At 71.8% G+C, this 24955-nt stretch carries 25 protein-coding genes and 1 pseudogene; 13 read left to right on the top strand and 13 right to left on the bottom strand.

All coding sequences use genetic code 11. The annotated features are described in order from the left end of the window. Positions 1-26: 26 nt before the first annotated feature. Positions 27-1508, bottom strand: coding sequence for an MFS transporter (locus tag ACFYZJ_RS11950; RefSeq protein ID WP_388565924.1), 1482 nt, complete (start codon positions 1506-1508; stop codon positions 27-29). Between the two features lie 86 nt (positions 1509-1594). On the opposite strand from ACFYZJ_RS11950, the gene ACFYZJ_RS11945 reads away from it, so the two are divergent. Further along, a complete protein-coding gene (locus tag ACFYZJ_RS11945; RefSeq protein ID WP_388565921.1) occupies positions 1595-2002 on the top strand; it encodes a MarR family winged helix-turn-helix transcriptional regulator in 408 nt (135 codons plus the stop codon). Here ACFYZJ_RS11945 and ACFYZJ_RS11940 read toward each other — a convergent pair. Continuing rightward, a complete protein-coding gene (locus ACFYZJ_RS11940; protein WP_388565920.1) occupies positions 1989-2729 on the bottom strand; it encodes a maleylpyruvate isomerase family mycothiol-dependent enzyme in 741 nt (246 codons plus the stop codon). The two genes, ACFYZJ_RS11945 and ACFYZJ_RS11940, sit on opposite strands and share 14 nt — an antisense overlap. A 365-nt stretch (positions 2730-3094) precedes the next feature. Here ACFYZJ_RS11940 and ACFYZJ_RS11935 point away from each other — a divergent pair, with 365 nt between their 5' ends. Both ACFYZJ_RS11935 and htpG read left to right on the top strand, forming a co-directional pair. Further along, complete coding sequence (locus ACFYZJ_RS11935; RefSeq protein WP_388565917.1) at positions 3095-4201, top strand: GNAT family N-acetyltransferase; 1107 nt, start codon at positions 3095-3097, stop codon at positions 4199-4201. Positions 4202-4382: 181 nt separating this feature from the next. Next, positions 4383-6290 (top strand): molecular chaperone HtpG, encoded by a 1908-nt coding sequence (gene htpG, locus ACFYZJ_RS11930; RefSeq protein WP_388565915.1) that lies wholly within the window; start codon positions 4383-4385, stop codon positions 6288-6290. A gap of 72 nt (positions 6291-6362) precedes the next feature. Here the strand turns inward: htpG and ACFYZJ_RS11925 are convergent, their stop codons facing one another. Together ACFYZJ_RS11925 and ACFYZJ_RS11920 are read right to left on the bottom strand one after the other, a co-directional pair. Beyond that, entirely contained in the window at positions 6363-6653 is a 291-nt protein-coding gene (locus tag ACFYZJ_RS11925; RefSeq protein WP_388565912.1) for an SDR family NAD(P)-dependent oxidoreductase, read from the bottom strand. Continuing rightward, positions 6650-7690: a LacI family DNA-binding transcriptional regulator gene (locus ACFYZJ_RS11920; protein ID WP_388565910.1), complete on the bottom strand. Its 1041-nt coding sequence runs from the start codon at positions 7688-7690 to the stop codon at positions 6650-6652. The genes ACFYZJ_RS11925 and ACFYZJ_RS11920 overlap by 4 nt, the downstream gene beginning before the upstream one ends. Before the next feature lie 246 nt (positions 7691-7936). Between ACFYZJ_RS11920 and ACFYZJ_RS11915 the strand changes: the two genes are divergently transcribed. From ACFYZJ_RS11915 to ACFYZJ_RS11900, 4 genes and pseudogenes are all read left to right on the top strand, one after another. Beyond that, positions 7937-8605, top strand: coding sequence for a bifunctional 4-hydroxy-2-oxoglutarate aldolase/2-dehydro-3-deoxy-phosphogluconate aldolase (locus ACFYZJ_RS11915; RefSeq protein WP_388565908.1), 669 nt, complete (start codon positions 7937-7939; stop codon positions 8603-8605). Between the two features lie 351 nt (positions 8606-8956). After that, positions 8957-9385 (top strand): annotated as a pseudogene (locus tag ACFYZJ_RS11910) (PfkB family carbohydrate kinase); the annotation flags it as partial. A 58-nt stretch (positions 9386-9443) separates the two neighbouring features. Continuing rightward, positions 9444-9917 (top strand): carbohydrate kinase family protein, encoded by a 474-nt coding sequence (locus tag ACFYZJ_RS11905; RefSeq protein ID WP_388565905.1) that lies wholly within the window; start codon positions 9444-9446, stop codon positions 9915-9917. A 45-nt stretch (positions 9918-9962) separates the two neighbouring features. Then, on the top strand, positions 9963-11036 hold the full coding sequence (locus ACFYZJ_RS11900) for a lactonase family protein (RefSeq protein WP_388565902.1): 1074 nt from the start codon (positions 9963-9965) through the stop codon (positions 11034-11036). A gap of 227 nt (positions 11037-11263) precedes the next feature. Here ACFYZJ_RS11900 and ACFYZJ_RS11895 read toward each other — a convergent pair whose 3' ends face one another. Both ACFYZJ_RS11895 and ACFYZJ_RS11890 read right to left on the bottom strand, forming a co-directional pair. After that, positions 11264-13099, bottom strand: a complete 1836-nt coding sequence (locus ACFYZJ_RS11895; RefSeq protein ID WP_388565900.1) for a glycoside hydrolase family 15 protein — start codon at positions 13097-13099, stop codon at positions 11264-11266. A 100-nt stretch (positions 13100-13199) separates the two neighbouring features. Continuing rightward, on the bottom strand, positions 13200-13979 hold the full coding sequence (locus tag ACFYZJ_RS11890) for a DeoR/GlpR family DNA-binding transcription regulator (RefSeq protein WP_388565897.1): 780 nt from the start codon (positions 13977-13979) through the stop codon (positions 13200-13202). Positions 13980-14104: 125 nt separating this feature from the next. Here ACFYZJ_RS11890 and ACFYZJ_RS11885 point away from each other — a divergent pair, with 125 nt between their 5' ends. Together ACFYZJ_RS11885 and ACFYZJ_RS11880 are read left to right on the top strand one after the other, a co-directional pair. Beyond that, positions 14105-15001, top strand: a complete 897-nt coding sequence (locus tag ACFYZJ_RS11885; RefSeq protein WP_388565895.1) for an SIS domain-containing protein — start codon at positions 14105-14107, stop codon at positions 14999-15001. A gap of 9 nt (positions 15002-15010) precedes the next feature. Then, positions 15011-15895 (top strand): ketose-bisphosphate aldolase, encoded by an 885-nt coding sequence (locus ACFYZJ_RS11880; RefSeq protein WP_388565892.1) that lies wholly within the window; start codon positions 15011-15013, stop codon positions 15893-15895. Between the two features lie 42 nt (positions 15896-15937). Here the strand turns inward: ACFYZJ_RS11880 and ACFYZJ_RS11875 are convergent, their stop codons facing one another. Further along, on the bottom strand, positions 15938-17080 hold the full coding sequence (locus ACFYZJ_RS11875) for a methyltransferase (RefSeq protein WP_388565891.1): 1143 nt from the start codon (positions 17078-17080) through the stop codon (positions 15938-15940). 109 nt (positions 17081-17189) lie between these two features. On the opposite strand from ACFYZJ_RS11875, the gene ACFYZJ_RS11870 reads away from it, so the two are divergent. Further along, entirely contained in the window at positions 17190-17879 is a 690-nt protein-coding gene (locus ACFYZJ_RS11870) for an alpha-ketoglutarate-dependent dioxygenase AlkB family protein (protein ID WP_388565888.1), read from the top strand. Then, entirely contained in the window at positions 17876-19114 is a 1239-nt protein-coding gene (locus ACFYZJ_RS11865; protein ID WP_388565885.1) for an ROK family protein, read from the top strand. Before ACFYZJ_RS11870 ends, ACFYZJ_RS11865 begins: the two co-directional genes overlap by 4 nt. 65 nt (positions 19115-19179) lie before the next feature. Here ACFYZJ_RS11865 and ACFYZJ_RS11860 read toward each other — a convergent pair whose 3' ends face one another. Genes ACFYZJ_RS11860 through ACFYZJ_RS11850 form a run of 3 tightly spaced genes read right to left on the bottom strand, consistent with a single transcriptional unit; the run spans position 19180 to position 21241 of the window. After that, entirely contained in the window at positions 19180-20088 is a 909-nt protein-coding gene (locus ACFYZJ_RS11860) for a phosphotriesterase (protein ID WP_388565882.1), read from the bottom strand. Next, a complete protein-coding gene (locus ACFYZJ_RS11855; RefSeq protein WP_388565879.1) occupies positions 20085-20669 on the bottom strand; it encodes a DUF4865 family protein in 585 nt (194 codons plus the stop codon). The genes ACFYZJ_RS11860 and ACFYZJ_RS11855 overlap by 4 nt, the downstream gene beginning before the upstream one ends. Before the next feature lie 11 nt (positions 20670-20680). Then, entirely contained in the window at positions 20681-21241 is a 561-nt protein-coding gene (locus tag ACFYZJ_RS11850) for a TetR/AcrR family transcriptional regulator (protein ID WP_388565877.1), read from the bottom strand. A gap of 179 nt (positions 21242-21420) precedes the next feature. Here ACFYZJ_RS11850 and ACFYZJ_RS11845 point away from each other — a divergent pair, with 179 nt between their 5' ends. Then, complete coding sequence (locus ACFYZJ_RS11845; protein ID WP_388565874.1) at positions 21421-21708, top strand: SHOCT domain-containing protein; 288 nt, start codon at positions 21421-21423, stop codon at positions 21706-21708. A 68-nt stretch (positions 21709-21776) separates the two neighbouring features. Here the strand turns inward: ACFYZJ_RS11845 and ACFYZJ_RS11840 are convergent, their stop codons facing one another. Both ACFYZJ_RS11840 and ACFYZJ_RS11835 read right to left on the bottom strand, forming a co-directional pair. After that, complete coding sequence (locus ACFYZJ_RS11840; RefSeq protein WP_388565872.1) at positions 21777-22301, bottom strand: ATP-binding protein; 525 nt, start codon at positions 22299-22301, stop codon at positions 21777-21779. A 243-nt stretch (positions 22302-22544) separates the two neighbouring features. Continuing rightward, positions 22545-22868 (bottom strand): hypothetical protein, encoded by a 324-nt coding sequence (locus ACFYZJ_RS11835; RefSeq protein WP_388565869.1) that lies wholly within the window; start codon positions 22866-22868, stop codon positions 22545-22547. Between the two features lie 405 nt (positions 22869-23273). Here ACFYZJ_RS11835 and ACFYZJ_RS11830 point away from each other — a divergent pair, with 405 nt between their 5' ends. Next, positions 23274-24398 carry a PLP-dependent cysteine synthase family protein gene (locus ACFYZJ_RS11830; RefSeq protein WP_388565867.1) on the top strand — a complete coding sequence of 375 codons (1125 nt, stop codon included), beginning with the start codon at positions 23274-23276 and terminating at the stop codon, positions 24396-24398. Here ACFYZJ_RS11830 and ACFYZJ_RS11825 read toward each other — a convergent pair. Next, the gene (locus tag ACFYZJ_RS11825) at positions 24366-24899 is read right to left on the bottom strand and encodes an SRPBCC family protein (protein ID WP_388565864.1); all 534 of its coding nucleotides are present in this window, start codon (positions 24897-24899) and stop codon (positions 24366-24368) included. The two genes, ACFYZJ_RS11830 and ACFYZJ_RS11825, sit on opposite strands and share 33 nt — an antisense overlap. Positions 24900-24955: the final 56 nt, after the last annotated feature.

Here is a 24955-nt window from a genome sequence, read left to right as displayed (position 1 = left end):
CGGGCGCACATGGGGGAGGCGTCCCCCTAGTCGCGGACCCCGACCGGTTCCGCGTTCGCCTCCTCCTGGAGGGACTTCGCGACCACCAGGGATCGCTGTGTCCGGGGCGTGCGCAGGCCCGTGAGGGTGATCAGCAGGCCTGCCAGGGCGATGCCCGTGACCACGACCAGACCGGGCCGGTAGCTGTCGAGGACGGCCTGCGCGGACGGGCGCGCGGGGGCGTTCGCGGTCACCACCGCGGTCACGACGGCCAGGAAGATCGCGCCGCCCACCTGCACCGAGGTGTTGAGCAGGCCGGACACCATGCCCTGCTCGTGGTCGTCGACGCCGTTCGTGGCCTGGATGTTGAGCGAGGGGAACACCAGGGCGCAGGCCGCGCCGATGAGCAGCATGCTCGGCAGGACGGCCGCCGCGTACACCGGGTGGAGGTTCACGCGCAGGAACAGGGCGTATCCGACGACCATCAGGGCGAAGCCCACGGCGATCAGCCGCTGGGTGCCGAAGCGGTCCACGATCGCGCCGACCTTCGTCGAGGACACGGCCACCAGCGCGCCCGCCGGCAGGAAGGCGAGCGCTGTGTGCAGTGCCGACCAGCCGAGCAGCGACTGCATGTACAGGGTGACCAGGAACTGGAAGCCGACGTAGGAGCCGAAGAAGGCCATCGCGCCGAGCTGGGCGCGGATCTGGTTGCCGGAGCGCAGCACGCCGAGCCGGATCAGCGGTCCCGCCGAGCGCCGTTCGACCAGGACGAAGACGGTCAGGAGCACGGCGACGGCGAGGAAGGACAGCAGGGTGCGGGCGGAGGCCCAGCCGACGTGGGGTGCCTCGACGACGGTGAAGACGAGCAGCAGCATCGACGCGGTGCCGACGACGGCGCCGGGGATGTCGTAGCCGTTGTGGTCCTTCTCGCGTGCGCTGCGCGGCAGCAGCTTCAGGCCCGCGAGCAGGGCGATCAGTGCGATCGGCGCGGGCAGCAGCATGGTGAAGCGCCAACTGGCCTCGGTGAGCAGGCCGGACAGCACCAGGCCCATGGAGAAGCCGGTCGCGGCGCAGGTGGTGTAGATCGACAGGGCGCGGTTGCGCAGCGGGCCCTCGGGGAAGGTCGTGGTGATGATCGACAGGCCGGCCGGTGCGGTGAACGCGGCGCTCAGGCCCTTGATGAACCGGCTGGCGATCAGGAGCGGCCCGGAGTCGACGAGTCCGCCGAGCAGCGAGGCGAGTGCGAAGACGCCCAGCGCGACCAGGAAGACCTGGCGCCGGCCGAGCAGGTCGGCGGTGCGTCCGCCGAGCAGGAGGAGCCCGCCGTAACCGAGGATGTAGCCGCTGACGATCCACTGCAGCGTGGAGGTCGTCAGATGGAGGTCGGCTCCGATGGACGGCAGGGCGACGCCGACCATGGACACATCCAGTGCGTCGAGGAACATCGCGGCGCAGAGCACCAGCAGGGTGCCCCACAGCCGAGGGGTCCAGCGTCCTTGGAACGCGGGGGTGGTGAGCGGAGAGGTCATGCCCCAGAGCCTTCCATGCGTCTACATTCAATGCAAGTGCATTTAATTCAGGTGCAACAAAGTGGGTTCTCTGCTACGGTGCGCCCATGGCTGCCAAGGACGAGGCGGACACTCCCGAACGGGCGCTGGTGGACCGCTGGCGCGACATCCTGTCGCTCCACGCCCGCACCCAGTGCGAGCTCGACCGCGCCCTGCACCAGCACGGACTGTGTGCCAGCGACTTCGAGGTGCTGGATGTGCTCTCCGAGGGGGTGGTGGCGGACGGCTCCTGCGGCTACCGGGTCCAGGAGATCTCCGAGCGGGTCCACCTCAGCCAGAGCGCGCTGTCACGGTTGATCGCCCGCCTGGAGAAGGACGGCCTGGTCGAGCGCGCCCTGTGCACCGAGGACCGGCGTGGTGTGCGGGTGACGCTCACGGACAGGGGCCGCGCCCTGCACGGCGAGGTGCGCCCGGTGCAGCGCGCGGTGCTGACCAGGATGCTCAGCTCCAGGTGACGGCGGACCTCTCGCGCCACAGCGTGGCGAGGGAGGCGTCACCGGTCACGTCCGGGAACGGCAGCCGGTTCCACAGCGACAGGTACAAGTGCGCTGCCTGCCCCACCACTTCGCAGTCCGCGTCCCCCCTCTCGCCCCGCTCGGTCACGGGAAGCTCCCCCGACAGCCGTACGGTCCACACCGCCCCGTCGGCGTCCGTCGCCCGTACCTGCAGCACGCGCGGCTCCTCGCTGCGGACCCCGCTCTTGGGCCGGGCATGGAAGCCGCGCAGCAACTCGTCGATGCCGTCCACCGCGAAGTCCCGGCCGATCGGGGCGGACGTACCGCCGCACGCCGACTCGGCGTCGATCCGGTGCACGGTCGTCTCGTGTGCCTGCCGCCGGGCCCAGAAGGCCAGCGGCGACGGCGCGGGCAGGAAGTGCCAGCACCGGACGTCGGGCGCGGCGGTGGCGAGGGTGTCGACGAGATACCGGTGCCCCTCCCGGAACCAGGCCGTCAGCTCGGTCCCGTCGAGGTCCGGCAGCCCGCCTCCGGGGTGGTGCGAGGTACGCCCCTCGGCGACGAAGGCCGCCGCCCAGCGGTGCACCATGCCGGTGTGCCGCAGCAGATCCCGCACCAGCCAGCCCGGGCAGGTCGGCACCTTCGCCTCCGTACCGGCCTCCTCGGCCGCCATGGCCAGCAGCAGCCCTTCCCGCTCCAGGGTCCGTACGAACTCGGCAGTCTCCATGCGGCGAGTGTGCCGGATGAAGTGGGCTCGAAGGGAAGGACGACCGGGCGGACCCGATCCGGCCGAAGCGTCACCCGCGCGAACTTTCGTTGTCGTAGGCACCCTTGACAGCGTGCGCACTGTTTCGCGACGTTTGATCCTTGCCGAACGTGTCTCGTCCCGGTCGCGGATCGCGGACGAGCGCGTACCCGGTGTGGGCCGGCAGAGGCCCGAAGCAGTGACAGGACGCGCACAGCGTCACAGGGGGGAGCGGTCGTCCATGCCATCCACGAGCAGATCGACGAGCAGTCGTCACCATGCCTTGCCGGGCTGTGCCGTCACCGGCACGTTCCTCGCGGAGCCTGCGGAAGGGCGGTTGATGTGAGGTGGACATCACCATTCACCGGCCGCACGAGCTGAGCGACTCCCTCCGCGCGGCCTGGCACCAGGCCATGGACGCGTCGCCCGAATACGCCAACCCCTTCCTGGCACCGGAGTTCGCGACCGGTATCGGCCGCTACCGCGGTGGGGCACGGGTGGCGGTGCTGCGCGAGAACGGGGAGCCCGTCGGATTCCTCCCGTACGAGCGCAACGCCTTCGGCGTGGGCCGGGCCATCGGGCTCGGCCTGTCCGACTGCCAGGCCCTGGTGCACCGCCCGGGGATCTCCTGGGACACGCGGGACCTGTTGCGGGCCTGCGGGATGTCCATCTTCGAGTTCGACCATCTCGTCCAGGAGCAGAGACCCTTCGGTAGACACGTCACGGGGACGTTCGCCTCACCCGTGATCGATGTCAAGCCCGGCGACGGCGACTACCCGCACTGGCTGCGCGGCACCTATCCGGGGCTGGCCAAGACGGTCCTGAAGAAGGAACGCCGGGTGGGTCGTGATGTCGGCGAGGTGCGGTTCGTCTTCGACGAGCGCGATCCGGGGGCACTGCACACGCTCATGCAGTGGAAGTCCGCGCAGTACCGACGGACCGGACGCATGGACCGGTTCTCGCGGCCGTGGATCGTCGATCTTGTGCACCACCTCTCCCGCGTCCGCGAGGAGCACTTCACCGGCGTGCTGTCCGTGCTGTACGCCGGCGACCGACCGATGGCCGCCCACTTCGGGCCGAGGTCGAGCACGGTGCTCGCGGCCTGGTTCACCGCCTACGACCCCGAGCTCCGCTATTACTCGCCCGGATTGATGATGCACCTACGGCTGGCCGAGGCGGCGGCCCGGCACGGTGTGACGCTCGTGGACCTCGGGCGGGGCGACAAGGAGTACAAGGACTGGCTCAAGACCCGGGAGCTGCGGGTGGGCGAGGGGTTCGCGACGCGCCCCCACCCGGTGGCGGCGGGGTACCGGCTGTGGCGCCGGCCGGTCCGCGGCCTGCGCAACACGGTTCTGGCCCATCCCGAGCTGAGGGAACCGGCCGACCGGTTGCTGAAGACGCTCGGCACCCTGCGCACCTCGCGCGGGGCCGACTCCGGCAAGGCGGAGACCTGAGGCGGTGGGCAGGCGGCTCCGGGCTCCGGGCACCGCGTCCCCGCCGCGCCGGGAGCCCCACCGATCGCGGCCCCGCCGCCCGCCGCCGCACGGTCGGCCGAAAGGCTGCGTTCCGTCGCGACGTGGTGTTTTACAGTGACTCCCACCAGTTCTGGCGACACCAGTGAGGTAACCGCGAACCATGCCGACCGAAACGTTTGAGTTCCAGGTTGAGGCCCGTCAGCTGCTGCAGCTGATGATCCACTCGGTCTACTCGAACAAGGATGTCTTCCTGCGCGAGCTCGTCTCCAACGCCTCCGACGCGCTGGACAAGCTGCGCCTGGCCGCGCTGCGGGACGACACGCTCGACGCCGATGTGTCCGACCTGCACATCGAGGTCGAGATCGACAAGGACGCCCGCACCCTCACCGTGCGGGACAACGGCATCGGCATGTCGTACGACGAGGTCGGGCAGCTCATCGGCACCATCGCCAACTCGGGCACGGCCAAGTTCCTGAAGGAACTCAAGGAGGCCCAGGACGGGGCCGGAGCCGAGGGGCTCATCGGACAGTTCGGTGTCGGCTTCTACTCCGGTTTCATGGTGGCGGACGAGGTGACCCTGGTGACCCGCCGCGCCGGCGAGAGCCAGGGCACCCGCTGGACGTCCCGCGGCGAGGGCACCTACACGCTGGAGCGGGTCGACGACGCGCCGCAGGGCACCGCGGTCACCCTGCACCTCAAGCCGGCGGACCCCGACAACCAGCTCCACGACTACACCTCAGAGTGGAAGATCAAGGAGATCGTCAAGCGGTACTCCGACTTCATCACCTGGCCGATCCGCCTGGTTCCCCAGGCGGCCACGGCAGAGGGCGACGAGAGTGCGCCCGAACCCGAGACGCTGAACTCGATGAAGGCCCTGTGGGCGCGCTCGCGCGACGAGGTGTCCGACGACGAGTACCACGAGTTGTACAAGCACATCGGCCACGACTGGCGCGATCCGCTGGAGACGATCCGGCTGCAGGCGGAAGGCACCTTCGAGTACCAGGCCCTGCTGTTCCTCCCGTCGCACGCCCCGCACGACCTGTTCACGCAGGGCTTCCAGCGAGGGGTGCAGCTGTATGTGAAGCGCGTCTTCATCATGGACGACTGCGAGGCGCTGCTGCCGCCGTACCTCCGCTTCGTCAAGGGCGTCGTCGACGCGGCGGACCTCTCGCTCAACGTGTCCCGCGAGATCCTGCAGCAGGACCGCCACATCCGGATGATGCAGCGTCGTCTGACGAAGAAGGTCCTCTCCACGGTCAAGGACATGATGACCGGTGCCCCTGACCGGTACGCCACGTTCTGGCGGGAGTTCGGCGCCGTCCTGAAGGAAGGGCTGGTCACCGACTCCGAGAACCGCGACGCCATCCTCGCCGTCTCCTCGTTCGCCACCACGCACGGCGACGACGAGCCGACCACGCTGAAGAGCTACGTGGAGCGGATGAAGGACGGGCAGAAGGACATCTACTACATCACCGGCGAGTCCCGGCAGAGCATCGAGAACTCCCCGCACATGGAGGCGTTCCGGGACCGCGGCATCGAGGTGCTGCTGCTCACGGACCCCGTCGACGAGGTGTGGGTCGACGCCGTGGGCGAGTACGAGGGCAAGGCGCTGCGGTCCGTCACCAAGGGTGAGATCGACCTCGGCACGCGCGGGGACGACAAGGGCGACGACGAGCGGGAGAAGCAGACCGAGGAGTACGCCGGTCTGCTCGGCTGGATGCAGGAGCAGCTGGACGAGGACATCAAGGAGGTGCGTCTGTCGACGCGTCTCACCGTGTCGGCGGCCTGCATCGTCTCGGACGCGCACGACCTGACCCCGGCCCTGGAGAACATGTACCGGGCGATGGGCCAGGAGGTGCCGCGCACCAAGCGGATCCTGGAACTCAACCCCGACCACCCGCTCGTGAAGGGCCTGAACCAGGCGTACAAGGAACGTGAGGACCGCGCCGTGCTCGCCGAGACCACGGAACTGCTGCACGGTCTGGCGGTGCTCGCCGAGGGCGGTCAGCCCAAGGAACCCGCGCGCTTCGTCAAGCTCGTCGCGGATCGCCTGGAGCGCACGCTGTAGCTCCACGTCGCCGGAGCGGCGGAAGTTCGGGGCGCCCGGTCGCGCGGGTGGCCCCGAACACCGCCGCGCCCGTCATGACGTGCTGAGCGGCTCACCCTCAGCGCGGCCGTCATCGGCTCCCGCTCCGACGCCCTCAAGCCGCATCAGGCCGGCCCCGGTGCAGGTCGGGCCGGGCGACGGCGAGCGGATGGACGCCCGGATGTCCTCGGCCACCCGGTGGGCGGCCTCCGCATCGACATCGGTGACGACGACGGACGCCCCCTCCAGGGCCAGGCGGTGGGCGGTGGCCTCGCCGATGCCGGAAGCGGCCGCGGTGAGCAGGGCTGTGCGGCCCCCGAAGCGGGCCAGGGCGGCGGCGGTCACGCCGCGTCCCCGGGGCGTGCGGTGGAGCCGCGCAGCACCAGGTGCGGCTGCGTCGGTACGACGACGTCACCCGGCGGTGCGCCCCGGACGGCGGCCACGAGGGCCTCGACGGCGGCGGTTCCCAGCTCGTACAGGGGCATCGCCACGGTGGTCAGCGGCGGATGGAGGTGACCGGCGACGGGCAGGTCGTCGTTGCCGACCACCGAGATGTCCTCCGGTATCCGCAGGCCCAGGCTCCGGATCGCCCCCATCGCGCCGATGGCCTGGGCGAGGGAGCTGGTGTAGAGGGCGGTGATCGGCGGGCGCCCGCCCTCGGTGGCGGGACGAAGCAGCTCCAGCGCCGCGGACACGCCGCCGTCCTCCGTGAAGTCCCCGGACGCCACCGGAGCGGCGTCGAGGCCCAGTTCGTCCGCGCGCCGCAGGAACGCCTGCTCACGGGTGTCACTGGGGGTGATACCGGGTGGACCGGCGATATGGCCGACCGCGCGGTGGCCGAGGGCGTGGAGGTGGTCGAGGGCGGTGACGCTGGAGCGGGCCACGTCCATGGTGACGTTCCGGCCGGACCCCTCGACCGACCGGTTGAGGAAGACGTGCGGGACCGGGCTGCGGCGGAGTGCCTCGAGCAGGGGGTGACCGGGACGGGCGGAGGCGATCAGCAGTCCGTCCACCCGGCCCTCCTGGACCAGGTCGTTGAAGGACTCGTCCGCCTCCTGCCCGTCGAAGTCCTCGGCCGGCAAGGAGAGATAGCCGAGCTCTCGGGCGCGCTGGTAGGCGCCGCGGGCGATGGTGACGTACGTGGGGTTGGCGAGGGCGGGGACCAGCAGCGCGAGGGCGTGGGTGCTCGCATCCGCCAGTGCCCGCGCCCCGGAGTGGGGACGGTAACCGAGCGCTTCGGCGGCCTCGTGGACGCGCCGCCGGGTCTCCGGCCGGACGGACAGGTCCTGGCGGCCGTTGAGCACCTTGGACACCGTGGCCTTGGACACCGCGGCAGCCCGTGCGACGTCCACCAGCCTGGCCCGGACGGTCTGATGCGCCAACGCGCCTCTCTCGCGTGAGTTGGGAGGTCTTGCCACGCTCCGGCGTCGGAACTTGACTTCCGCGGAAGTTGAGGTCAACCGGTTTCCTCGGCCGGAAACAGGCGATGTATCTGGGCGAAGCCCAACAAAGTGTCTGGGCGTGGCCCGGCCGGTCGGGCAAGCGGGCACGACTCCGAACCTTCTGCCAAAGGAACTTCGCATGACCGACCTGCAGGGAATTGGCAAGTCGCCCAGGGCGGTGGGCTGATGGAGCGGCCCCCCGTCACCCGGCAGCTCGCCGGCACCCGCGTCATGGCCATTCTGCGGTCGGCCGACGCCTCCGGGCTGCCCGCCGTCGCCCGGGCGATCGCGGACGGCGGCGTCACCTGCCTCGAGGTCACCCTCACCAGCTTCGGTGCCCTCGATGCCCTGGCCCACATACGGGACGATCTCGGAGCCGCGGTCGCGGTCGGCGCCGGCACCGTGAGGACCGCCGGCCAGACCCGTGACGCGCTGGCGGCCGGGGCCGAGTTCCTCGTCTCCCCGGTCGTGGACGCCGACTTGATCCGCAGGGCCGCGACCAGCGGCATCCCGTGCTACCCGGGTGCCTGGACGCCGACCGAGGTGGCTGCCGCGTGGCAGGCCGGCGCCGCCGCGGTCAAGCTCTTCCCGGCCTGCACGGGCGGCCCCGCCCATCTGCGCCAGCTCCGCGCGCCCCTGCCGGAGATCCCGCTGGTGGCCGTCGGCGGCGTCGACATCGCCCAGGCGCGCGACTACATCGACGCGGGTGCCTGCGCCGTGGGCATCGGCTCGCCGCTGCTGCGCGGAGCGGAGCGGGACCCGAGCGTCACGGCTCTGGAGGCGCTCACCGAGCGGGCGCGCACGGTCCTCGAGGCCGTCGGGACGCTCGCCGCGGCCGAGGAGGTCGGCCGATGACCAGCCTCTCGTGTACGCCGTCCCTGGTGACGGTCGGGATGCTCGCCGTGGCCGAGGAGGTCGGCCGATGACCAGCCCCTGGCGTACGCCGTACCTGGTGACGGTCGGGATGCTCGCCGCGGCCGAGGAGGTCGGCCGATGACCAGCCCCTGGCGTACGCCGTACCTGGTGACGGTCGGGACGCTCGCCGCGGTCGAGGAGGTCGGCCGATGACCAGCCCCTGGCGTACGCCGTCCCTGGTGACGGTCGGGATGCTCGCCGTGGTCGAGGAGGTCGGCCGATGACCAGCCCTTGGCGTACGCCGTCCCTGGTGACGGTCGGGATGCTCGCCGTGGCCGAGGAGGTCGGCCGATGACCAGCCCGCCGTGTACGCCGTACCTGGTGACGGTCGGAGAGAGCCTCGCGGCCCTGTCCGCGTCGCAACCGGGTCCCCTCTCCCTGGGCGCCGAACTGCGCCTCGGGATCGCGGGCGCGGAGTCGAACGTCGCGGTCGGGGTCAGCCGGCTCGGCGGATCCGCCATCTGGATCGGCCGCGTGAGCGAGGACGCGCTCGGCGACCTCATCCTGCGCGAACTGCGCGCGGAAGGGGTCACCGCCCTCGCCGTACGCGACCCCGCCCCCACCTTGCTCATGCTGAAGGAACGACGCACCGCCGGCCACCACCGCACGCGCTACTACCGCACCCACACCGCCGGTACCGGGCTGTCGCCGCAGGACATCCCCGAAGACGTCGTCGCCGGCGCGGCGGTCCTGCACATCACGGGGATCACCCCGGCACTGGGTGATGGTCCCTCGAAGGCCGTCACCCGGGCCGTGGACATCGCCGCCGACGCGGGGGGTGACGGTCTCACTCGACATCGACTTCCGTTCCCTGCTGTGGAGCGAGGAGGAGGCCAGGAGTGCGCTGCTGCCGCTGCTGAGCCGCTGCGACCCGGTCTTCGCCGGACCGCACGAGGCCCGGCTCGCGGTACCCGGCACCGACGACCCGCAGGAACTCGCCCAAGGGACCAGCGACCTCGGCCCGTCCGACGCCGTGATCAAGCTGGGCGCCGAGGGAGTGTTCGCGCTCCTCGACGGGCAGCTCCACCGACAGCCCGCGAAACCCGTGCGCGTGCACGACTCCGTGGGCGCGGGGGACGCCTTCGCCGCCGGTTACCTGGCCGAACTGCTCGCGGGCGAACCGCCCGAGAAACGGCTGAGGACGGCGGCCCTGCTCGGCGCCTTCGCGGTCAGCACCGCAGGCGACTGGGAGGGCCTGCCCCGCCGCTCCGAACTGGCCCTGCTCGACCACCACGACGACAACGTCCGCTGAACAGCCCCTCCACAGCCCCCTTCAAGGAAAGTCCCGGGAAGCCTCATGCCCACGCACACCTCGGCAGATCCCCTCCTCGTCCTCACCGGCTCCTACACTCCCGACACCGGGGGAGACGGCGCCGGGCTCGTCACCGTGCGCTTCGATCCGGTGAGCGGCGAGCTGACCCCCGAGAGCGGGCTGACACCGCTGCCCGTCAGCGGCGCCTCCTTCCTGGCGGCGCACCCGTCCCTCGACGTCGTCTACAGCACCAACGAGACCGATCCGGGTACCGTCACCGCGGTCACCCGACAGTCCGACGGCGCCCTGGTCCCCTTGGGCCCTCCGGTCCCCAGCGGCGGGACGAACCCGTGCCATCTGACCGTCCACCCCGACGGCCGTTGGCTGCTGACCGCCGACTACGGCAGTGACACGGCTCCCGGCACCGTGGCCGTGCACCGGCTCGACGAGGACGGGCGGGTGAGCGAGCCGACGGACGTCGTCGTGCACGAGGGCTCGGGCCCGGTCACCGGACGGCAGGAGGGCAGCCACGCCCACCAGGTCCTCCTGGACCCGGCGGGCAGCTTCGTGCTGGCCACCGACCTGGGGGCGGACGCGGTGTTCGCGTACCGGCTGGACACCCGTACCGGAACGCTCACCCAGACCGCGGTGAGCCGGCTGCGCGCGGGCTCCGGCCCCCGCCACCTCGCGTTCCACCCCGGCGGCGAGCTGGTGTTCAGCGCCGACGAACTGTCCTCCACCGCCACCTGCCACCGCTACGACCCCGGGACGGGCATCCTGACGGCGGGCTCCGCCGTGCCCGCGACCACGGCCCGGGACGTCGACAACTATCCCGGCGGAATCGTCGCCTCGCCGTGCGGACGCCATGTGTGGGTGACCAACCGCGGAGCGGACACCGTGGCCGCGTTCCGGGTCACCGACACCGGCCTGACACCGATCGGCGAGGTCCCCAGCGGCGGCGGCTGGCCCCGCGGCCTCACCCTGGCGGCCGGCCATCTCCTCGTCGCCAACCAGCACGGCGGCACCCTTGCCGCGCTGCGCGTCCGGGAGGACGGCACCCTCGAACAGCCTGCCCCGGCAGCCTCCCTGCCGTCGGTGGTCTGCACGCTTCCCCTCTGAACCGGCGAGCTTCCTCTTCCCCACACTTCTGCCCGGCGCCGCCCCGGCGCCGGCCCCGCCGCGTCCCTGTCCCTGCCGCATCTGCGCGGCAGCACCCCGTCCGTCGAGGTCCTCTCCCCGGGCACCAGCCGGGCCACCACCGCCTGGGACCCGGTCGGCGCCGACCTCACCGTGACCCTCCCCACCGCCCCGTCCGCCGTCCTGCTCCGCCTCAGGCACATGTCCTCCTAGCCCAGCGCCCGGTCGAGGTTGAACGCGGCGCTGATCAGAGCGAAGTGCGTGAACGCCTGCGGGAAGTTGCCCTGTTGCTCGCCGGTGTGGCTGATCTCCTCGGCGTACAGGCCCAGATGGTTGGCGTAGGTGAGCATCTTCTCGAACGCCAGCCGCGCCTCGTCCAGCCGTCCGGCGCGGACCAGTGCCTCGACGTACCAGAAGGAGCAGATGGAGAACGTGCCCTCGTCGCCTCGTACGCCGTCCGGACTGGCGTGCGGGTCGTAGCGGTAGACCAGGGAGTCGGAGACCAGGTCCTGGGTGAGGGCGTCCAGCGTGGACAGCCACTTGGGGTCGGTGGGCGCGATGAACTTGGCGAGCGGCATCATCAGCACGGACGCGTCGAGCACGTCGCTGTCCTCGTGCTGGACGAACGCCTGGCGCTTGGCGGACCAGCCGCTCCGCATGATCCGCCGGTAGATCGTGTCGCGGACCTGCAGCCAGCGCACCAGGTCGGCGGGCAGGCCGCGGCGGCGGGCCATCCGGATGGCCCGTTCGATCGCCACCCAGCACATCAGCCGCGAGTACAGGAACTTCTTGCGGCCGCCCCGGGTCTCCCAGATGCCCTCGTCCGGCTGGTCCCAGTGGGCGCAGACCCAGTCCACCAGCGCGCAGACCTCGTCCCACTGGTCGCTGGAGATGGGCTGTGCCCACTTGTCGTAGAGGTAGATGGAGTCGATCAGAGCGCCGTAGATGTCGAGCTGGAGCTGGTCGGCGGCCGCGTTGCCGACCCGGACCGGCGCGGAGCCCTGGTGGCCCTGGAGGTGGTCGAGTTCGTACTCCGGCAGGTCGGTGCGGCCGTCGATGCCGTACATGATCTGCAGCGGGCCGGACGGTCCGCCGTCGCCGGGTGTGATGTGCCGGGTCACGAACTTCATGAACGCCTCGGCCTCGTCGGCGAACCCCAGCCGCAGCAGGGCGTAGACACAGAAGGCCGCGTCGCGCACCCACACGTACCGGTAGTCCCAGTTGCGTTCGCCGCCGAGCCGCTCGGGCAGGCTGGTCGTCGGCGCGGCCAGGATCGCGCCGGTCGGGGCGTAGGTGAGCAGCTTCAGGGTGAGGGCGGAGCGGTGCACCATCTCCCGCCAGCGACCGCGGTAGCGGGACTGGTGCAGCCAGCGCCGCCAGTACTCCACCGTGGAGGCGAACTGTCTCTCGGCCTCTACGCGTGCGCACATGCGCGGCGCCAGATGCTCACCCACCTGGTCCAGCGCGAACACCGTCGACTCGCCCTCGGCGAGCTTGAAGTCCGCATACACGTCCCGGTCGTCGCCCTCCAGGGGGACGGTGGCGGTCAGGGCCAGTGACTGGTCGGCGGACTCGAAGACCGCCACGTCACCGAGCAGCCGGAGCGTGTGCGACTGCCTGCCGTAGTCGAACCGTGGAGCCACCCGTACCCGGAAGGGAATGGAGCCCCGCACGCACAGGACCCTCCGGATCAGCCGGTGGCGCTCGGTCTCGACCGACGCCGCGCCGACGGGCATGAAGTCCTGCACCTCGCCGACACCGTCCTCGGTGAAGAACCGGGTGATCAGGACGTTGGTGTCGGGGAAGTAGAACTGCTTCGTGCGGCCCGGCACGGTCGCGGCCAGTTCGAAGGACCCGCCCCGCTCGGCGTCCAGGATCGCGCCGAAGACGCTCGGGCAGTCGAATGCGGGGCAGCAGTACCAGTCGATGGTGCCGTCGCTCCCCACCAGCGCGACGGTGCGCATGTCCCCGATCAGTCCATGATCGGCGATCGGCAGGTGCCGGAAGCGCCCGGGCCCGTACTGTTCGCTCGGCGTCTCGGCCATCGCAGCCTCCCTGACCACCCGGTACGCGCACCGCAGGTCCCAGACTAGGCCCAAGGGGAAGGGGTGGCACGGGGAGCGGATCCGCCCCGGGCGCCGGTCGTCAGACCGTGATCACCCGCACGCCCGCCTCCTCGAACCGCCGCACCGCCTCCATCTCGGCAGCCGTGTCCGTGACCAGGACGTCCACCGCCTCCACCGGGCAGATCCGCGCGAATGCGCGCTGCCCCAGCTTGCTGGAGTCCGCCGCCACGACCACGCGCGCCGCGCGCTCGCACAGCAGACGGTTGACCGCGGCCTCCGCCTCGTCGTGCGCGGCCGCGCCGTGCGCGACGTCCAGGGCCACCACACCGAGCACGGCCACGTCCAGGGTGATCTGGCCGAGCACACCGTCCGCGAGCGGCCCGACCAGCTCGTACGACTGCGGACGCGCGACCCCGCCCGTCACCACGATCTTGAACTGGGGCCGCACGGCCAGCTCGTTGGCGATGTTCAGCGCGTTCGTGACGACCGTGAGCGCGGGGGAGCCCGATGCGAGGTCGCCGCGCACCGCGAGCGCCCGCGCCACCTCGGTCGTGGTGGTGCCGCCGGTGAGACCCACGGCCTCGCCGGGCGCGACCAGACCGGCCACGGCCTGCGCGATGCGCTGCTTCTCGGAAGCGCGGCGGGCGGTCTTGTAACGCAGCGGCAGTTCGTAGGAGACCCCGTGCACCACCGCGCCGCCCCGGGTGCGCACCAGCATCTGCTGCTCCGCGAGCCGGTCGAAGTCGCGGCGGATCGTCGCGGCCGACACCCCGAGCTCGGCTGCCGCCTCCTCGACCTCCAGCCGGCCCCGCTCCACGAGCAGTTCCAGCAGCGCCTTCCAGCGGGCGTCGCGGGACATCCGCCACTCTCCCTCTCCTTGACCCTGCGGGTGACCCTAGCGCACCGCACCTCGGTCCGAATGCTTGATTGTGCTCGAAATCCAGCTCTATCTTGCAAGAACAAGCATCGCCGGGAGGGTGCGGCATGACGTACGTCGAGCAGGAGCTGACCAGCCAGCCCGAGTGCTGGACGCGCGCCGCCGAAAGCGCGCAGGGGTACAAGGACGCGCTGCCGGCCGCGGGGGAGCGGGCGGCGATCGTGGGGTGCGGGACCTCGTTCTTCATGGCGCAGTCCGCCGCCGCGCTGCGCGAGCGGTCCGGGCAGGGCGAGACGGACGCCTTCGCCGCCTCCGAGTTCCCCCACGGCCGGGCCTACGACCGGGTCGTCGCCCTCACCCGGTCCGGCACCACCACCGAAGTCCTCGACCTCCTCGGCCGGCTCCGCGGTCGGGTGCGGACCACCGCGATCACCGCCGATGCGGGCACTCCCGTGGCGGAGTGCTCCGACGACCTGGTCGAACTCGACTTCGCCGACGAACGGTCCGTGGTCCAGACCCGGTTCGCCACCACCGCCCTCACCCTGCTCCGCGCCCATCTCGGCCTCCACTCGGACGCCGTGGTCGCCGACGCCCGCACCGCCCTCGGGTCCGAGCTGCCCGGAGGGCTCGTCGAGCGCACGCAGTTCACCTTCCTGGGGCGCGGCTGGACCGTCGGGCTCGCGCACGAGGCCGCGCTGAAGCTCCGCGAGGCCGCGCAGGCGTGGACGGAGGCGTACCCCGCGATGGAGTACCGGCACGGCCCCATCAGCATCACCACCCACACCACCGCCACCTGGATGCTCGGCGAGGCACCCGGCCGACTCGCGGCACAGGTCCGGGAGACGGGCGGGCTGTGGGTGGCCGGTGACCTCGACCCGCTCGCCGAACTCGTCCGCGCCCAGCGGCTCGCCGTCGCACTCGCCGCCGCCCGGGGACTCGACCCCGACCGGCCGCGCCATCTGACCCGCTCGGTGATCCTCGCACCCGACTCCCCCGCAAGGTGAGGAGGAGCCGTGCCCCTCGCCCCCACCGCTGAGCTGATCAACGCTGCCGCCGCGGCGGGCGGTGCCGTCGCCGCGTTCAACGTCATCACCCTGGAACACATCGAGGCCGTGATCGCGGGCGTCGAGGCCGCGGGCACCCCCGTCGTGCTCCAGATCAGCGAGAACGCCGTCAAGTACCGCTACGGACGGCTCCTACCGCTCGCCCGGGCCGCCGCCGCGGCCGCCGAGCGTGCCGCCGTGCCCGTCGCCCTCCATCTCGACCACGTCCGCAGCGACGACCTGCTCCGTCAGGCACCCGGCGCCGGGTTCGGCTCCGTCATGTACGACGCGGCCCGGCTGCCGTTCCAGGAGAACCTCGCCGCAACGCGCGCCGCCGCCCACTGGGCGCATGCCCAAGGCCTGTGGATCGAGGCGGAGTTGGGGCAGGTGGGCGGCAAGAACGGCGAGCCGCCGCCCGACCCGCACTCGCCCGGGGCCCGGACCGACCCGGCCGAGGCCGCCGCCTTCGTGGTGGACACCCACGTCGACGCGCTGGCCGTCGCCGTCGGGAGCACCCACGCGATGACCACACGTACGGCCGCACTCGACCACGGCCTGCTGAAACGGCTCAGTGCCGCCGTCGACGTACCGCTCGTGCTGCACGGCTCGTCCGGGTTGCCGGACCACGAACTGACGGCCGCCGTCGCGGGTGGCATCACGAAGGTCAATATCGGTACCGCCCTGAACGTCGCGATGACCGACGCGATCCGGGAGTTCCTGGCCGGGCGGCCCGAGGCGGTGGACTCACGCGGCTACCTCGGCGTGGGACGGGAGGCGATGGCCCGGACCGTGACCCGTCTCGCGACTGTGCTGCGGGACGGCGGCACGCACCCGTCCGCGCCCGCGCCTCCCTGATGCCCTTCCCCGCGCCGTCCGCCGGGAAGGCCGCGGGTGCGGCTACTTCTTGACCGCCTTCAGCACGACGAACTTGGGGTCGCTCGCGACGAGTTCGCTGTTGCCGAACAGGCGGCGCAGCTTCACGTGGTAGCCCAGATGCCGGTTTCCGATCACCCACAGCTCGCCGCCCGGCCGCAGGGCGCGCCGGGCGCCGGTGAACATGCGCCAGGCGGTGGCGTCCGTCGTCGCCTGGTGGGAGTGGAACGGCGGGTTGTTGAGGACCAGGTCGACGCTCGCAGCGGGCACCCCGGACAGACCGTCACCGACCCGGAACTCGGCCCGCCCCCGGGCGTTGTCCCGGTAGGTCGCCTCCGCCGAGGCCACCGCCTGGTACGACTCGTCGGTGAACAGCACCTCGGCCTCCGGGTTCGCCAGCGCTGCGGCCAGCCCCACGATGCCGTTGCCGCAGCCGAGGTCCACGATCCGTTCGGCGCCCCGGCCGCGCGGAAGGTGCTGGAGGAAGAAACGGGTGCCGATGTCGAGACGGTCGGCGCAGAAGACGCCCGCGTGGTTGGTGACGGTCCGGCCGGACGACGGGCCGATGCCCTCCGGGAGTCGGTAGCGGTACGGCCACGGGTTGGTGCCCCGGTCGAGGTGCGGGTCGGGGGTGCAGAAGATCAGCCGGGCCTTCTGCTCGGCGAGCGAGGTGCGGGTCGGCCCGAGGACGCGCTCGAACAGCTGCAGCGTCGAGGTGTGGATCTCCTTGACCATGCCGGTGCCGATCACCACCGTGTCCTCGTGCACGGCGGGCGCCAGCCGGTGCAGCTGGTCCTCCAGCAGCGCGAGGCTCTTGGGGACGCGGACCAGGAGCACGTCGATGCGGGACGGCGGGTCGTCCCGGGTGGTGAGCAGCCGGACGGTGCCCGCGTCGACGCCGTTGCGGGCGAGGTTCGCGCGAGTCGCCTCGTGCGCCAGGAACGAGTCGGTGATCAGCGTCGGGCGGTGCGCCGCGAGCGCCGTGGTGAGCGCCCCCCACCGGTCGCCGACGACCACGACCGCACCGCCGAGCGGGGTGCCGCCCGCCGCGAGGTGCCGCAGGAGATACGCGTCGGAGGCGTCCCAGGCGCGCAGCCGGTCGCGGGGGTCCTCCGGGAAACGGACCAGCGCGTACTCGCGCCACGGCGTGGTCAGACGGTCGTTCATCGTGCGTCCAGGCTAACGGAGCCGCAGATGGGGCCTGTCCCCGGTCGGCCGGATACGCGATCCCGATACGCGATCCCCATACGTGATTCCGATACGTGATGATGGGGCCATGGACGCCGAGCTGTTCCCGCGGAGCCGCACGCAGGTCGCCATCGGCGCGGTCCATGTGCCCGACTGGCTGGACGCGGACCGTCAGCGCCGGCTCCTGGACGCCTGCCGGGAGTGGGCTCGCCCGCCGGCCGGACTGCGGACCGTGCGCACGCCCGGCGGGGGCACGATGACCGCGCGGCAGGTCTGCCTCGGCCGGCACTGGTACCCCTATGGATACGCCCGCACGGTCGTCGACGGCGACGGCGCCCCCGTGAAGCTGCTCCCGGATTGGCTCGCCGCCCTGGGCCGCGAGGCCGTCGAGGCCGCCCTCGGCCCCGGGGCGGTGCCGTTGGAGCCGTACGACATCGCCCTGATCAACTTCTATGACGCGGACGCCCGTATGGGGATGCACCGCGACAGCGACGAGAAGTCCGACGCACCCGTGGTGTCGCTCAGCCTCGGCGACTCCTGCGTCTTCCGCTTCGGCAACACCGAGACCCGGGCGCGTCCCTACACGGACGTGGAGCTGTGCAGCGGAGACCTGTTCGTCTTCGGCGGCCCGGCCCGGCTCGCCCACCACGGGGTGCCGAAAGTCCGTCCCGGGACGGCACCGCCCGCGCTCGGGCTGACGGGCCGGCTGAACATCACCCTCAGGGTCGGCGGCTTCGGGCGGGACCCGGAGCGGATCATGGGAGACTCGCCCTCATGAGCGGCAAGGCGGGCCCCCGGGCGGCAGGGGAAGGGAACACACGGACGCGGCTGGACCGGGGGCGCGGCGCGCTCGGTCCCGCACTGGAGCTGGTGCACACCGGCCGTGCGCCGACGCGTGCCGTGCTCACCGCCGAACTGGGCGTCACCCGGGCGACCGCCGGAGCGGTGGCCGCCGAACTGGAAGCGCTGGGCCTGATCCGGGTCGACGCGCACCCGGGCGCCGCTGCCGGAGCACAGGGCCGGCCCTCGCACCGGCTGGAGATCGCCGAGGACGGGCCCGTCGCACTCGCCGCCCAGGTGCACGCCGACGGCTTCCGGGCCGCGCTCGTCGGCCTCGGCGGCCGGATCGTCGCGACCGCGCCCGGCTGCGAGACCGTCGACGCCGACCCGGCGAAGGTGCTCGGCTCGGTCGTCGAGGCGGGCGTCGAACTGCTGCGCGACACGGGGCGACGCTGCGTGGGCGCCGGCCTCGCCGTGCCGTCCGCGGTCGCCGAACCCGAGGGCCTGGCACTCAACCCGCTGCACCTCGCCTGGCCCGCCGGAGCGCCGGTACGGGAGATCTTCGCCGAGCGAGTGCGCGCCGCAGGCATCTCCGGGCCCGCGTTCGCCGCCAACGACATCAACCTGGCCGCGCTCGCCGAGCACCGACACGGCGCCGGCCGCGGCTCCAGGGACCTGCTGTGCGTGGCCACCGGGCACCGGGGCGTGGGCGGCGCGCTGGTCCTCGACGGACGGCTGCACACGGGCAGTTCGGGCCTGGCCCTGGAAGTCGGCCATCTGACCGTGAACCCGGAGGGCCGCCCCTGCCACTGCGGCAGCCGTGGCTGCCTCGACGTGGAGACGGACCCGGCGGCCTTCCTGGCGGCCGCGGGGCGCGAGGCCGGCCCCGAGGTGTCACAGCTTCAGCAGGCCCACGACCTCATCCAGACCGCGTACGCCACCGACCCGGCCGTCCGCGGCGCCGTGGAGCTGCTGATCGACCGGCTCGGTCTCGGCCTCGCCGGCCTGGTCAACATCCTCAACCCGGACCGCATCATCCTCGGCGGGCTGCACCGCACCCTGCTCGACGCCGACCCCGAGCGGCTGCGCGCCGTGGTCGCCGACCGCAGCCTGTGGGGCCGCAGCGGCCAGGTCCCCATCCTCGCCTGCACACTCGACCACAGCAGCCTGGTCGGGGCCGCGGAGCTGGCATGGCAGCCGGTCCTGGACGATCCACTGACGGCACTGACCTGACGCCCCCTCAGGAGGCCGGGCTCCGTGCTGCGACCGAGGGGGTCGGGCCACGCACGGGCCCGAGCTCAGCGCCACTCCACGGCGAAGGCGCGGCCGGGGTTGTCGATGAAGACGCCGTCCACCAGGTCCTTGCCCAGCGTGGCCTCCAGCCGTGGCCGCACCCGGCGCAGCAGATACGGCATCCCGGGCCCACCGTCCACCGAGCGCGCCGCGGCCGTGGTCGTGTCGGCGCCGAGCAGCAGCCGGTCGCCGAATCCGGCGTCGGCCAGGGCACTGAGGGCGTCGGGCATGCGCCAGTCCGTGGCGTGGTTCGCGCGTGACGGGCCGTCGAACGCCAGGTAGGCACCTGTCTCCGCGGCCTGGCGGTGCACCACGAAGTCCGGGTGGCGGTTGAGATGGCCGAGGATCACCCGGTGCGGGGGCACGCCGAGACGTCCGCACAGCAGGTCCAGTACGTCGAGCACGCCCGTGCCCAGTTCGTGGTGGACAGCGATGGGCGCGCCCGTGGCGTGGTGGGCCTCGGCGGCCGCGGTCATCGTCCACCGGGCGTGCGCGTCGACGGTGTGGAAGCCTCCGGCGACCTTGATCAGCCCGGCTCTGACCCCCGATGTGCCGATGCCCTCGGTGAGTTCGGAGACGAACACGTCGGCCAGTCGGCCGCGCAGGCCGCCGAGCGTGCCGTCGTCGTAGTGGACGGCCTGGTGCAGACCGGTCGCGGCGACGATGTGCACGCCTGTGTCACGGGACAGCGGCGGCAGGTCGGCGGCACGCCGGCCCAGGCCGTACGGGGTCCACTGCACGACGGCCGAACCGCCCTGCGCGCGGAACGCGGCCAGTTCCTCGCGCGCGGCCGACACGTCCCGCAGCTCCTGGCCGGGGAGCTGAGGACTGCTGAGGAAGAGGTGGTCATGGGCGTCGCACACACCCAGGTCCTCCGGCCGGACAGCGCCGAGGACGGTACGGACGGACGTCACCACTGCCGCCCCCGCGGCAGCGCGCCGCGCCCGGGTGCCGACATGTGGAGCACCTCGAACGTCTCACCCGGCGCCTTCGGCGTGTCGTGATCCCAGAGCGAGAAGTGCACCAGTTCCCAGTGCCGCGGGTCGACGGCCGCCGCCGCGAGGACGGCACCGTCCTCCCCGGCCAGCCGCCCGGCCTCGAGCACGGCGTCCTCCATGACCTCGGACAGTTGCACGCCGTCGGGCACGTGTTGCCGATGGCGCACCGCCGCGACGGCGGGAGAGCCCGCAGCGACGCCCTCCTCGTGGGCCAGCCCTGTCCACTGCTGCACCGCCGGCCGCCCGAAGTCGTGGACGAGCCCCTGGAAGGCGCCACCCCACAGGAAGGCGTTCATGCCCTCCACGGTGTTCCAGAGGTAGAACGGCGCGTACTGGTTGACCGGTGAGCCGTGCACCCCGCGCTCACGCATGAGGTAGGTCTTGAAGCCGAGGCCGTCCCAGTCGTCGAGCAGATGCCCGATACGACGGACGCGTCCGCGGATGATGTCCATGTCGTAGTCGGCGGGCAGGGTCAGCTCGTACTGCATGGCATGCATCGGGTGTCTCCTCAGGAGGCCGGACGGAGAAGGGAGAGCAGGCCCCGTACGCCCGCGTCGAAGGCCGCCGGCGAACCGGAGGCACGGGCCAGGACGTACCCGCCCTGGACCGCCGCGAGGATCGTCGCCGCGATCTCCTCCGCGTCCAGGTCCTGCGCGAACTGGCCCCGTTCCTTGCCCTCTTCGACGACTCCGGCGAGCTCTTCGCGCAGCCAGTCGATCGTCTCGTCGACGGGACCGCGCAGGTCGTCGTTCGCGATCACGTCGGGGTCCATCGTCAGCCGTCCGATGGGACAGCCGCGCAGTACGTCACGCTCGCGCCGCAGATACGCCTCGATCCTCTCGTACGGCGTCCCCGGGCCGTTGAGTACGCCCTGCGCGGTGGCCCGCATCTCCTCGGCGGTGCGGCGGATGGCGGCGAGCGCCAGGTCGGGCTTGCCCTTGAAGTGGTGGTACATGCTGCCCTGACCGGCGCCCGCGCGCTCCAGGATCGCCTTGGGGCTCGTGCCCACGTACCCGCGCTCCCACAGCAGCTCGCGGGTGGACTCGATCAGTCGGTCCGAGGTGCTCATGCCAAGCACTGTACATACTAGTAGGTACAGAAGTCGAGGTCCGTGAGGGAGCGGCACCGTCCGCCGCGTACTCCCGGCGAGGTACGCGCACTGCCGTCGCCCGTACGACGACCCGGACCCCCTCCCGGGGCGAGTCTCGAGGCATCACCGAAGAACCCACCGAGGGAGATGACCTCACCATGCAGACCTTGGCTCACTGGGACGGCGGCCCCGGCCCGTGGATCCTGTTCGTCCCGCTGGTCTGGGCGGTCGTCGTGGCCGGCGCCGTCACCGTGCTCCGCCGCACGGCCTGGCGTGGCCGCGGCGCGCCCTGGCGCCCGGTGGACGGCCGCCCCGCCGGGGACTCGCCGATCGCGGTGCTCGGCCGCCGCTTCGCGTCCGGCGAGATCGACGAGGACGAGTACTGGCGCCGGCTGTCCGTCCTGGACGAGCAGTTCGGCCGCGCCGGCAAGGGCGGCACCGCGTGACGACCGTGACCGCCGGCGTTGTGGCTGGTACCGACGCCGACGGTCACGGAGAAGGGGTCACCGCCCGGTCAACCGGCAACGGCGGACCGGGCGGGAGCATGCCGGGGCGTGGACTCGTCGACCGCGAGCCCCCGAGCGGGCGTCTCGACGGCCCTTTCGTACGGCGTACGGCTGCGCACCGGCCCGGCCGGCGCCGCCGACGGCGCGGGAAGCGTGAACCAGACGACCTTCCCCGAATCGCCGTCCGGACGCACCCCCCAGCTGTCGGCCACCGCGGCGACCATCGCCAGACCGCGTCCGCTGGTGGCGGAGGGATCGGGCACGCGCAACTCCGGCAGGCGCGGGTCGTGGTCGTGCACCGAGACGGTGAGCCGGTCGAGGAGCAACTCCATCTCCACGGTGCACGTCTTGTCGGGTTGGGCATGCAGGTGGACGTTGGTCAACAGCTCCGTCACACCGAGCGCGGCTCGGTCGATCAAGGAATCGAGGTGCCAGTAGCGCAACTGCGCCGATACGATTCTGCGGACCTGGCCGATCCGCGACGGCAGGGCTTGGAGCTCCACCGTGCAGTGCCTGCTTGGCTGGCTGATCACGGCTGCGACTCCCCGAATTGAGGTCCGGAAGAAGACACGGAGATCGGATCCAGCAGGGTGGCCGGTCGTCATGCCGCCTGCTGTGCGGCTGAGTACTCCGGCCGCCTGGTGCGAAGCGGCTTCGTACGGGGGCCGCCCGCTGTCCTGACCGGCGGCTGGTTCTTCAGCGTAATCGCCGGTAAACCGAGAGTGATGTGAGACCAGAGTGACGCAGGGCGCGCGGCGCCGCAACTCACGCCACGTTCAGCCGCCGTGACCTGCCGCCTTGCGGACCGCTTCGACGAACCGTCGCGCCGACGGCGGCCCCGGCTGCCCCGGTGCCGGGTCGTGATCACCGAGGGTCAGTGAGTAGCGGGTGCCGTTGAGATCGGCCAGCGCCCGGTCCTCGGGCGCGAACCAGCGCCGGGACGCGCGCACCGCCTGCACCGGCGCGCTGTCGATCTCGCTGCCGTAACTGGTGAGCAGTCGCAGCCTGCCGTCGCTGATGCGGACCTGCCCGGCCCGGGTGAGCGACCGCAGCCCCTTCCCGATCCGCACACCCGTGGCCGTGAACTCCGGCTCCGCCATGATGTCCGCCCCCTTGTGCCTTCGGCTGGGCCCGCTTCGGATCCCGCCCGGCGACGCGATCCCGCGGCCTCGATCGAGAGTTCGGTCGTGATCCAGTGTGCATCCTCGGCTCGGACGGAGGCTCACCGGCGGTGCCCACCGCACCGGCTCCCGTCCCGCGGTGCAGTCTGCCCGGACCCGGCGCGTCGCACCAGTGCGCATACCGAGGTGGCGGCGGCCACCCGGCGCACTCGCGCGGATGCGCCCCCATGGTTTTCCGCCTGTTCCCCCTCTCCTCCCCAGGCGCGTCTTTGAGTGGCTCAAAGATGCGTTTATGCAGGTGAGAAGGCATCCGAAAGGTGCCTATGATGCAACCGTCCGACCGAGAGATCCGGACATCGGCACGCCCCGGTAAGGAGTCCCGCCGTGAGCACCTCCCAATTGATCCGCCCCGGCGAGACCCTCGACGTGGACCGCAGCGACCCTGAGTACCGGGCCTGGCTGAAAGAGGCCGTCCGCAGGGTCCAGGCCGACGCCAACCGTTCCGCCGACACCCATCTGCTGCGCTTCCCGCTGCCCGAACACTGGGGCATCGACCTGTATCTGAAGGACGAGTCGACCCACCCCACCGGCAGCCTCAAGCACCGTCTCGCGCGCTCGCTGTTCCTGTACGGGCTGTGCAACGGCTGGATCCGGCCGGGCCGCCCGGTGATCGAGGCGTCCAGTGGCTCCACGGCCGTCTCGGAGGCCTACTTCGCGAAGCTCATCGGCGTGCCCTTCATCGCGGTCATGCCGCGCACGACGAGCGCGGAGAAATGCCGCCTGATCGAGTTCCACGGCGGGCGATGCCATTTCGTGGACGACCCCCGCACGATGTACGAGGCCTCAGCCGCCCTGGCGGAGGAGACCGGGGGCCACTACATGGACCAGTTCACCTACGCGGAACGGGCGACGGACTGGCGCGGCAACAACAACATCGCCGAATCCGTCTTCCGTCAGCTGGAATTGGAGCGGTTTCCGGAGCCCGCGTGGATCGTCGCCACGGCCGGCACCGGCGGCACCTCTGCGACCATCGCGCGGTACGTGCACTACATGGGACACGACACCCGTGTCTGTGTCGCCGACCCGGAGAACTCCTGCTTCTTCGAGGGGTGGACGACCGGCGACCCGGAGGTCACGTGTGAGCGCGGCTCGCGGATCGAGGGCATCGGCCGGCCCCGGATGGAGCCCAGCTTCGTACCCGGCGCCATCGACCGGATGATGAAGGTCCCGGACGCGGCAGCCGTCGCCGCCGTACGGGCCCTGGAGCGGGCGATCGGCCGCAAGGCGGGCGGCTCGACCGGCACGGGCCTGTGGGGCGCGCTGAAGATCGTCGCGGAGATGGTGGCCGACGGGCGCACCGGGAGTGTGGTCACCCTGCTGTGCGACCCGGGGGACCGCTATCTGGACAAGTACTACTCGGACGTGTGGCTGGCCGAACAGGGACTGGACATCGCACCGTACGCGGCGGTCATCGAGTCACTGCTGCGGACGGGGGTCTGGCCGGGCTGATTCCGGTCCGGCGCCATCCGGTTCGGAGTTCTGACTCGCCAGCCTGCGGTCCAGGGCCGCCACCGCGCGACGGAAGACCCGTGCCAGGGCGCCACGGGACAGCCTCATCAGTGAGCGGACCAGCGCATTGCCGTCGGCGGCCCAGGTCCACTGCACCCGGGTGCCCGTGCCGATGGGCGCCAGGCGCCATTCCTCGAGCAGCGCGTGAACGCCGGGGACGGTCGCCTCATCGACCCGGTAGGCGTACAGCTCGTCGGGGTCGGCCGCCATGATCGTCTCGCGAAAGCGGGTGCCGCCGGCGAGACGCACCTTTCGTCCCCCGCCCTCGTCGACCAGTGCCATGGACGTCACCGCCGGAAACCAGTCGCCCCACCCGGGGACGTCGTCGGCGAGGGCCCGGAAGACCACCCCGGGGGGTGCGGCCATCTCCCCGGTGAACACGAACCGTACGGGAGCGGTCCGCGCGAACCCGAGTCCCACCGGGCGCAGACGGTGTGCCATGGACGAAACCTCCTCGCGGGACATGCGCGCACGGAAGTCGGCTCGGCTCACCATAG

The sequence above is a fragment of the Streptomyces sp. NPDC001848 genome (assembly GCF_042891915.1).
GTDB lineage: Bacteria > Actinomycetota > Actinomycetes > Streptomycetales > Streptomycetaceae > Streptomyces.
The sequence above is the reverse complement of the archived record's forward strand: the minus strand, read 5'-3'. Positions and strand labels throughout refer to the sequence as shown.

What these genes read in the sequence shown, in the direction of transcription:
- ACFYZJ_RS11950 (WP_388565924.1), bottom strand. Translation starts at nt 1,508, where the DNA reads ATGACCTCTCCGCTCACCACCCCCGCGTTCCAAGGACGCTGGACCCCT.
- ACFYZJ_RS11945 (WP_388565921.1), top strand. Translation starts at nt 1,595, where the DNA reads ATGGCTGCCAAGGACGAGGCGGACACTCCCGAACGGGCGCTGGTGGAC.
- ACFYZJ_RS11940 (WP_388565920.1), bottom strand. Translation starts at nt 2,729, where the DNA reads ATGGAGACTGCCGAGTTCGTACGGACCCTGGAGCGGGAAGGGCTGCTG.
- htpG (WP_388565915.1), top strand. Translation starts at nt 4,383, where the DNA reads ATGCCGACCGAAACGTTTGAGTTCCAGGTTGAGGCCCGTCAGCTGCTG.
- ACFYZJ_RS11915 (WP_388565908.1), top strand. Translation starts at nt 7,937, where the DNA reads ATGGAGCGGCCCCCCGTCACCCGGCAGCTCGCCGGCACCCGCGTCATG.
- ACFYZJ_RS11900 (WP_388565902.1), top strand. Translation starts at nt 9,963, where the DNA reads ATGCCCACGCACACCTCGGCAGATCCCCTCCTCGTCCTCACCGGCTCC.
- ACFYZJ_RS11895 (WP_388565900.1), bottom strand. Translation starts at nt 13,099, where the DNA reads ATGGCCGAGACGCCGAGCGAACAGTACGGGCCCGGGCGCTTCCGGCAC.
- ACFYZJ_RS11890 (WP_388565897.1), bottom strand. Translation starts at nt 13,979, where the DNA reads ATGTCCCGCGACGCCCGCTGGAAGGCGCTGCTGGAACTGCTCGTGGAG.
- ACFYZJ_RS11885 (WP_388565895.1), top strand. Translation starts at nt 14,105, where the DNA reads ATGACGTACGTCGAGCAGGAGCTGACCAGCCAGCCCGAGTGCTGGACG.
- ACFYZJ_RS11875 (WP_388565891.1), bottom strand. Translation starts at nt 17,080, where the DNA reads ATGAACGACCGTCTGACCACGCCGTGGCGCGAGTACGCGCTGGTCCGT.
- ACFYZJ_RS11870 (WP_388565888.1), top strand. Translation starts at nt 17,190, where the DNA reads ATGGACGCCGAGCTGTTCCCGCGGAGCCGCACGCAGGTCGCCATCGGC.
- ACFYZJ_RS11865 (WP_388565885.1), top strand. Translation starts at nt 17,876, where the DNA reads ATGAGCGGCAAGGCGGGCCCCCGGGCGGCAGGGGAAGGGAACACACGG.
- ACFYZJ_RS11855 (WP_388565879.1), bottom strand. Translation starts at nt 20,669, where the DNA reads ATGCATGCCATGCAGTACGAGCTGACCCTGCCCGCCGACTACGACATG.
- ACFYZJ_RS11850 (WP_388565877.1), bottom strand. Translation starts at nt 21,241, where the DNA reads ATGAGCACCTCGGACCGACTGATCGAGTCCACCCGCGAGCTGCTGTGG.
- ACFYZJ_RS11845 (WP_388565874.1), top strand. Translation starts at nt 21,421, where the DNA reads ATGCAGACCTTGGCTCACTGGGACGGCGGCCCCGGCCCGTGGATCCTG.
- ACFYZJ_RS11835 (WP_388565869.1), bottom strand. Translation starts at nt 22,868, where the DNA reads ATGGCGGAGCCGGAGTTCACGGCCACGGGTGTGCGGATCGGGAAGGGG.
- ACFYZJ_RS11825 (WP_388565864.1), bottom strand. Translation starts at nt 24,899, where the DNA reads ATGGCACACCGTCTGCGCCCGGTGGGACTCGGGTTCGCGCGGACCGCT.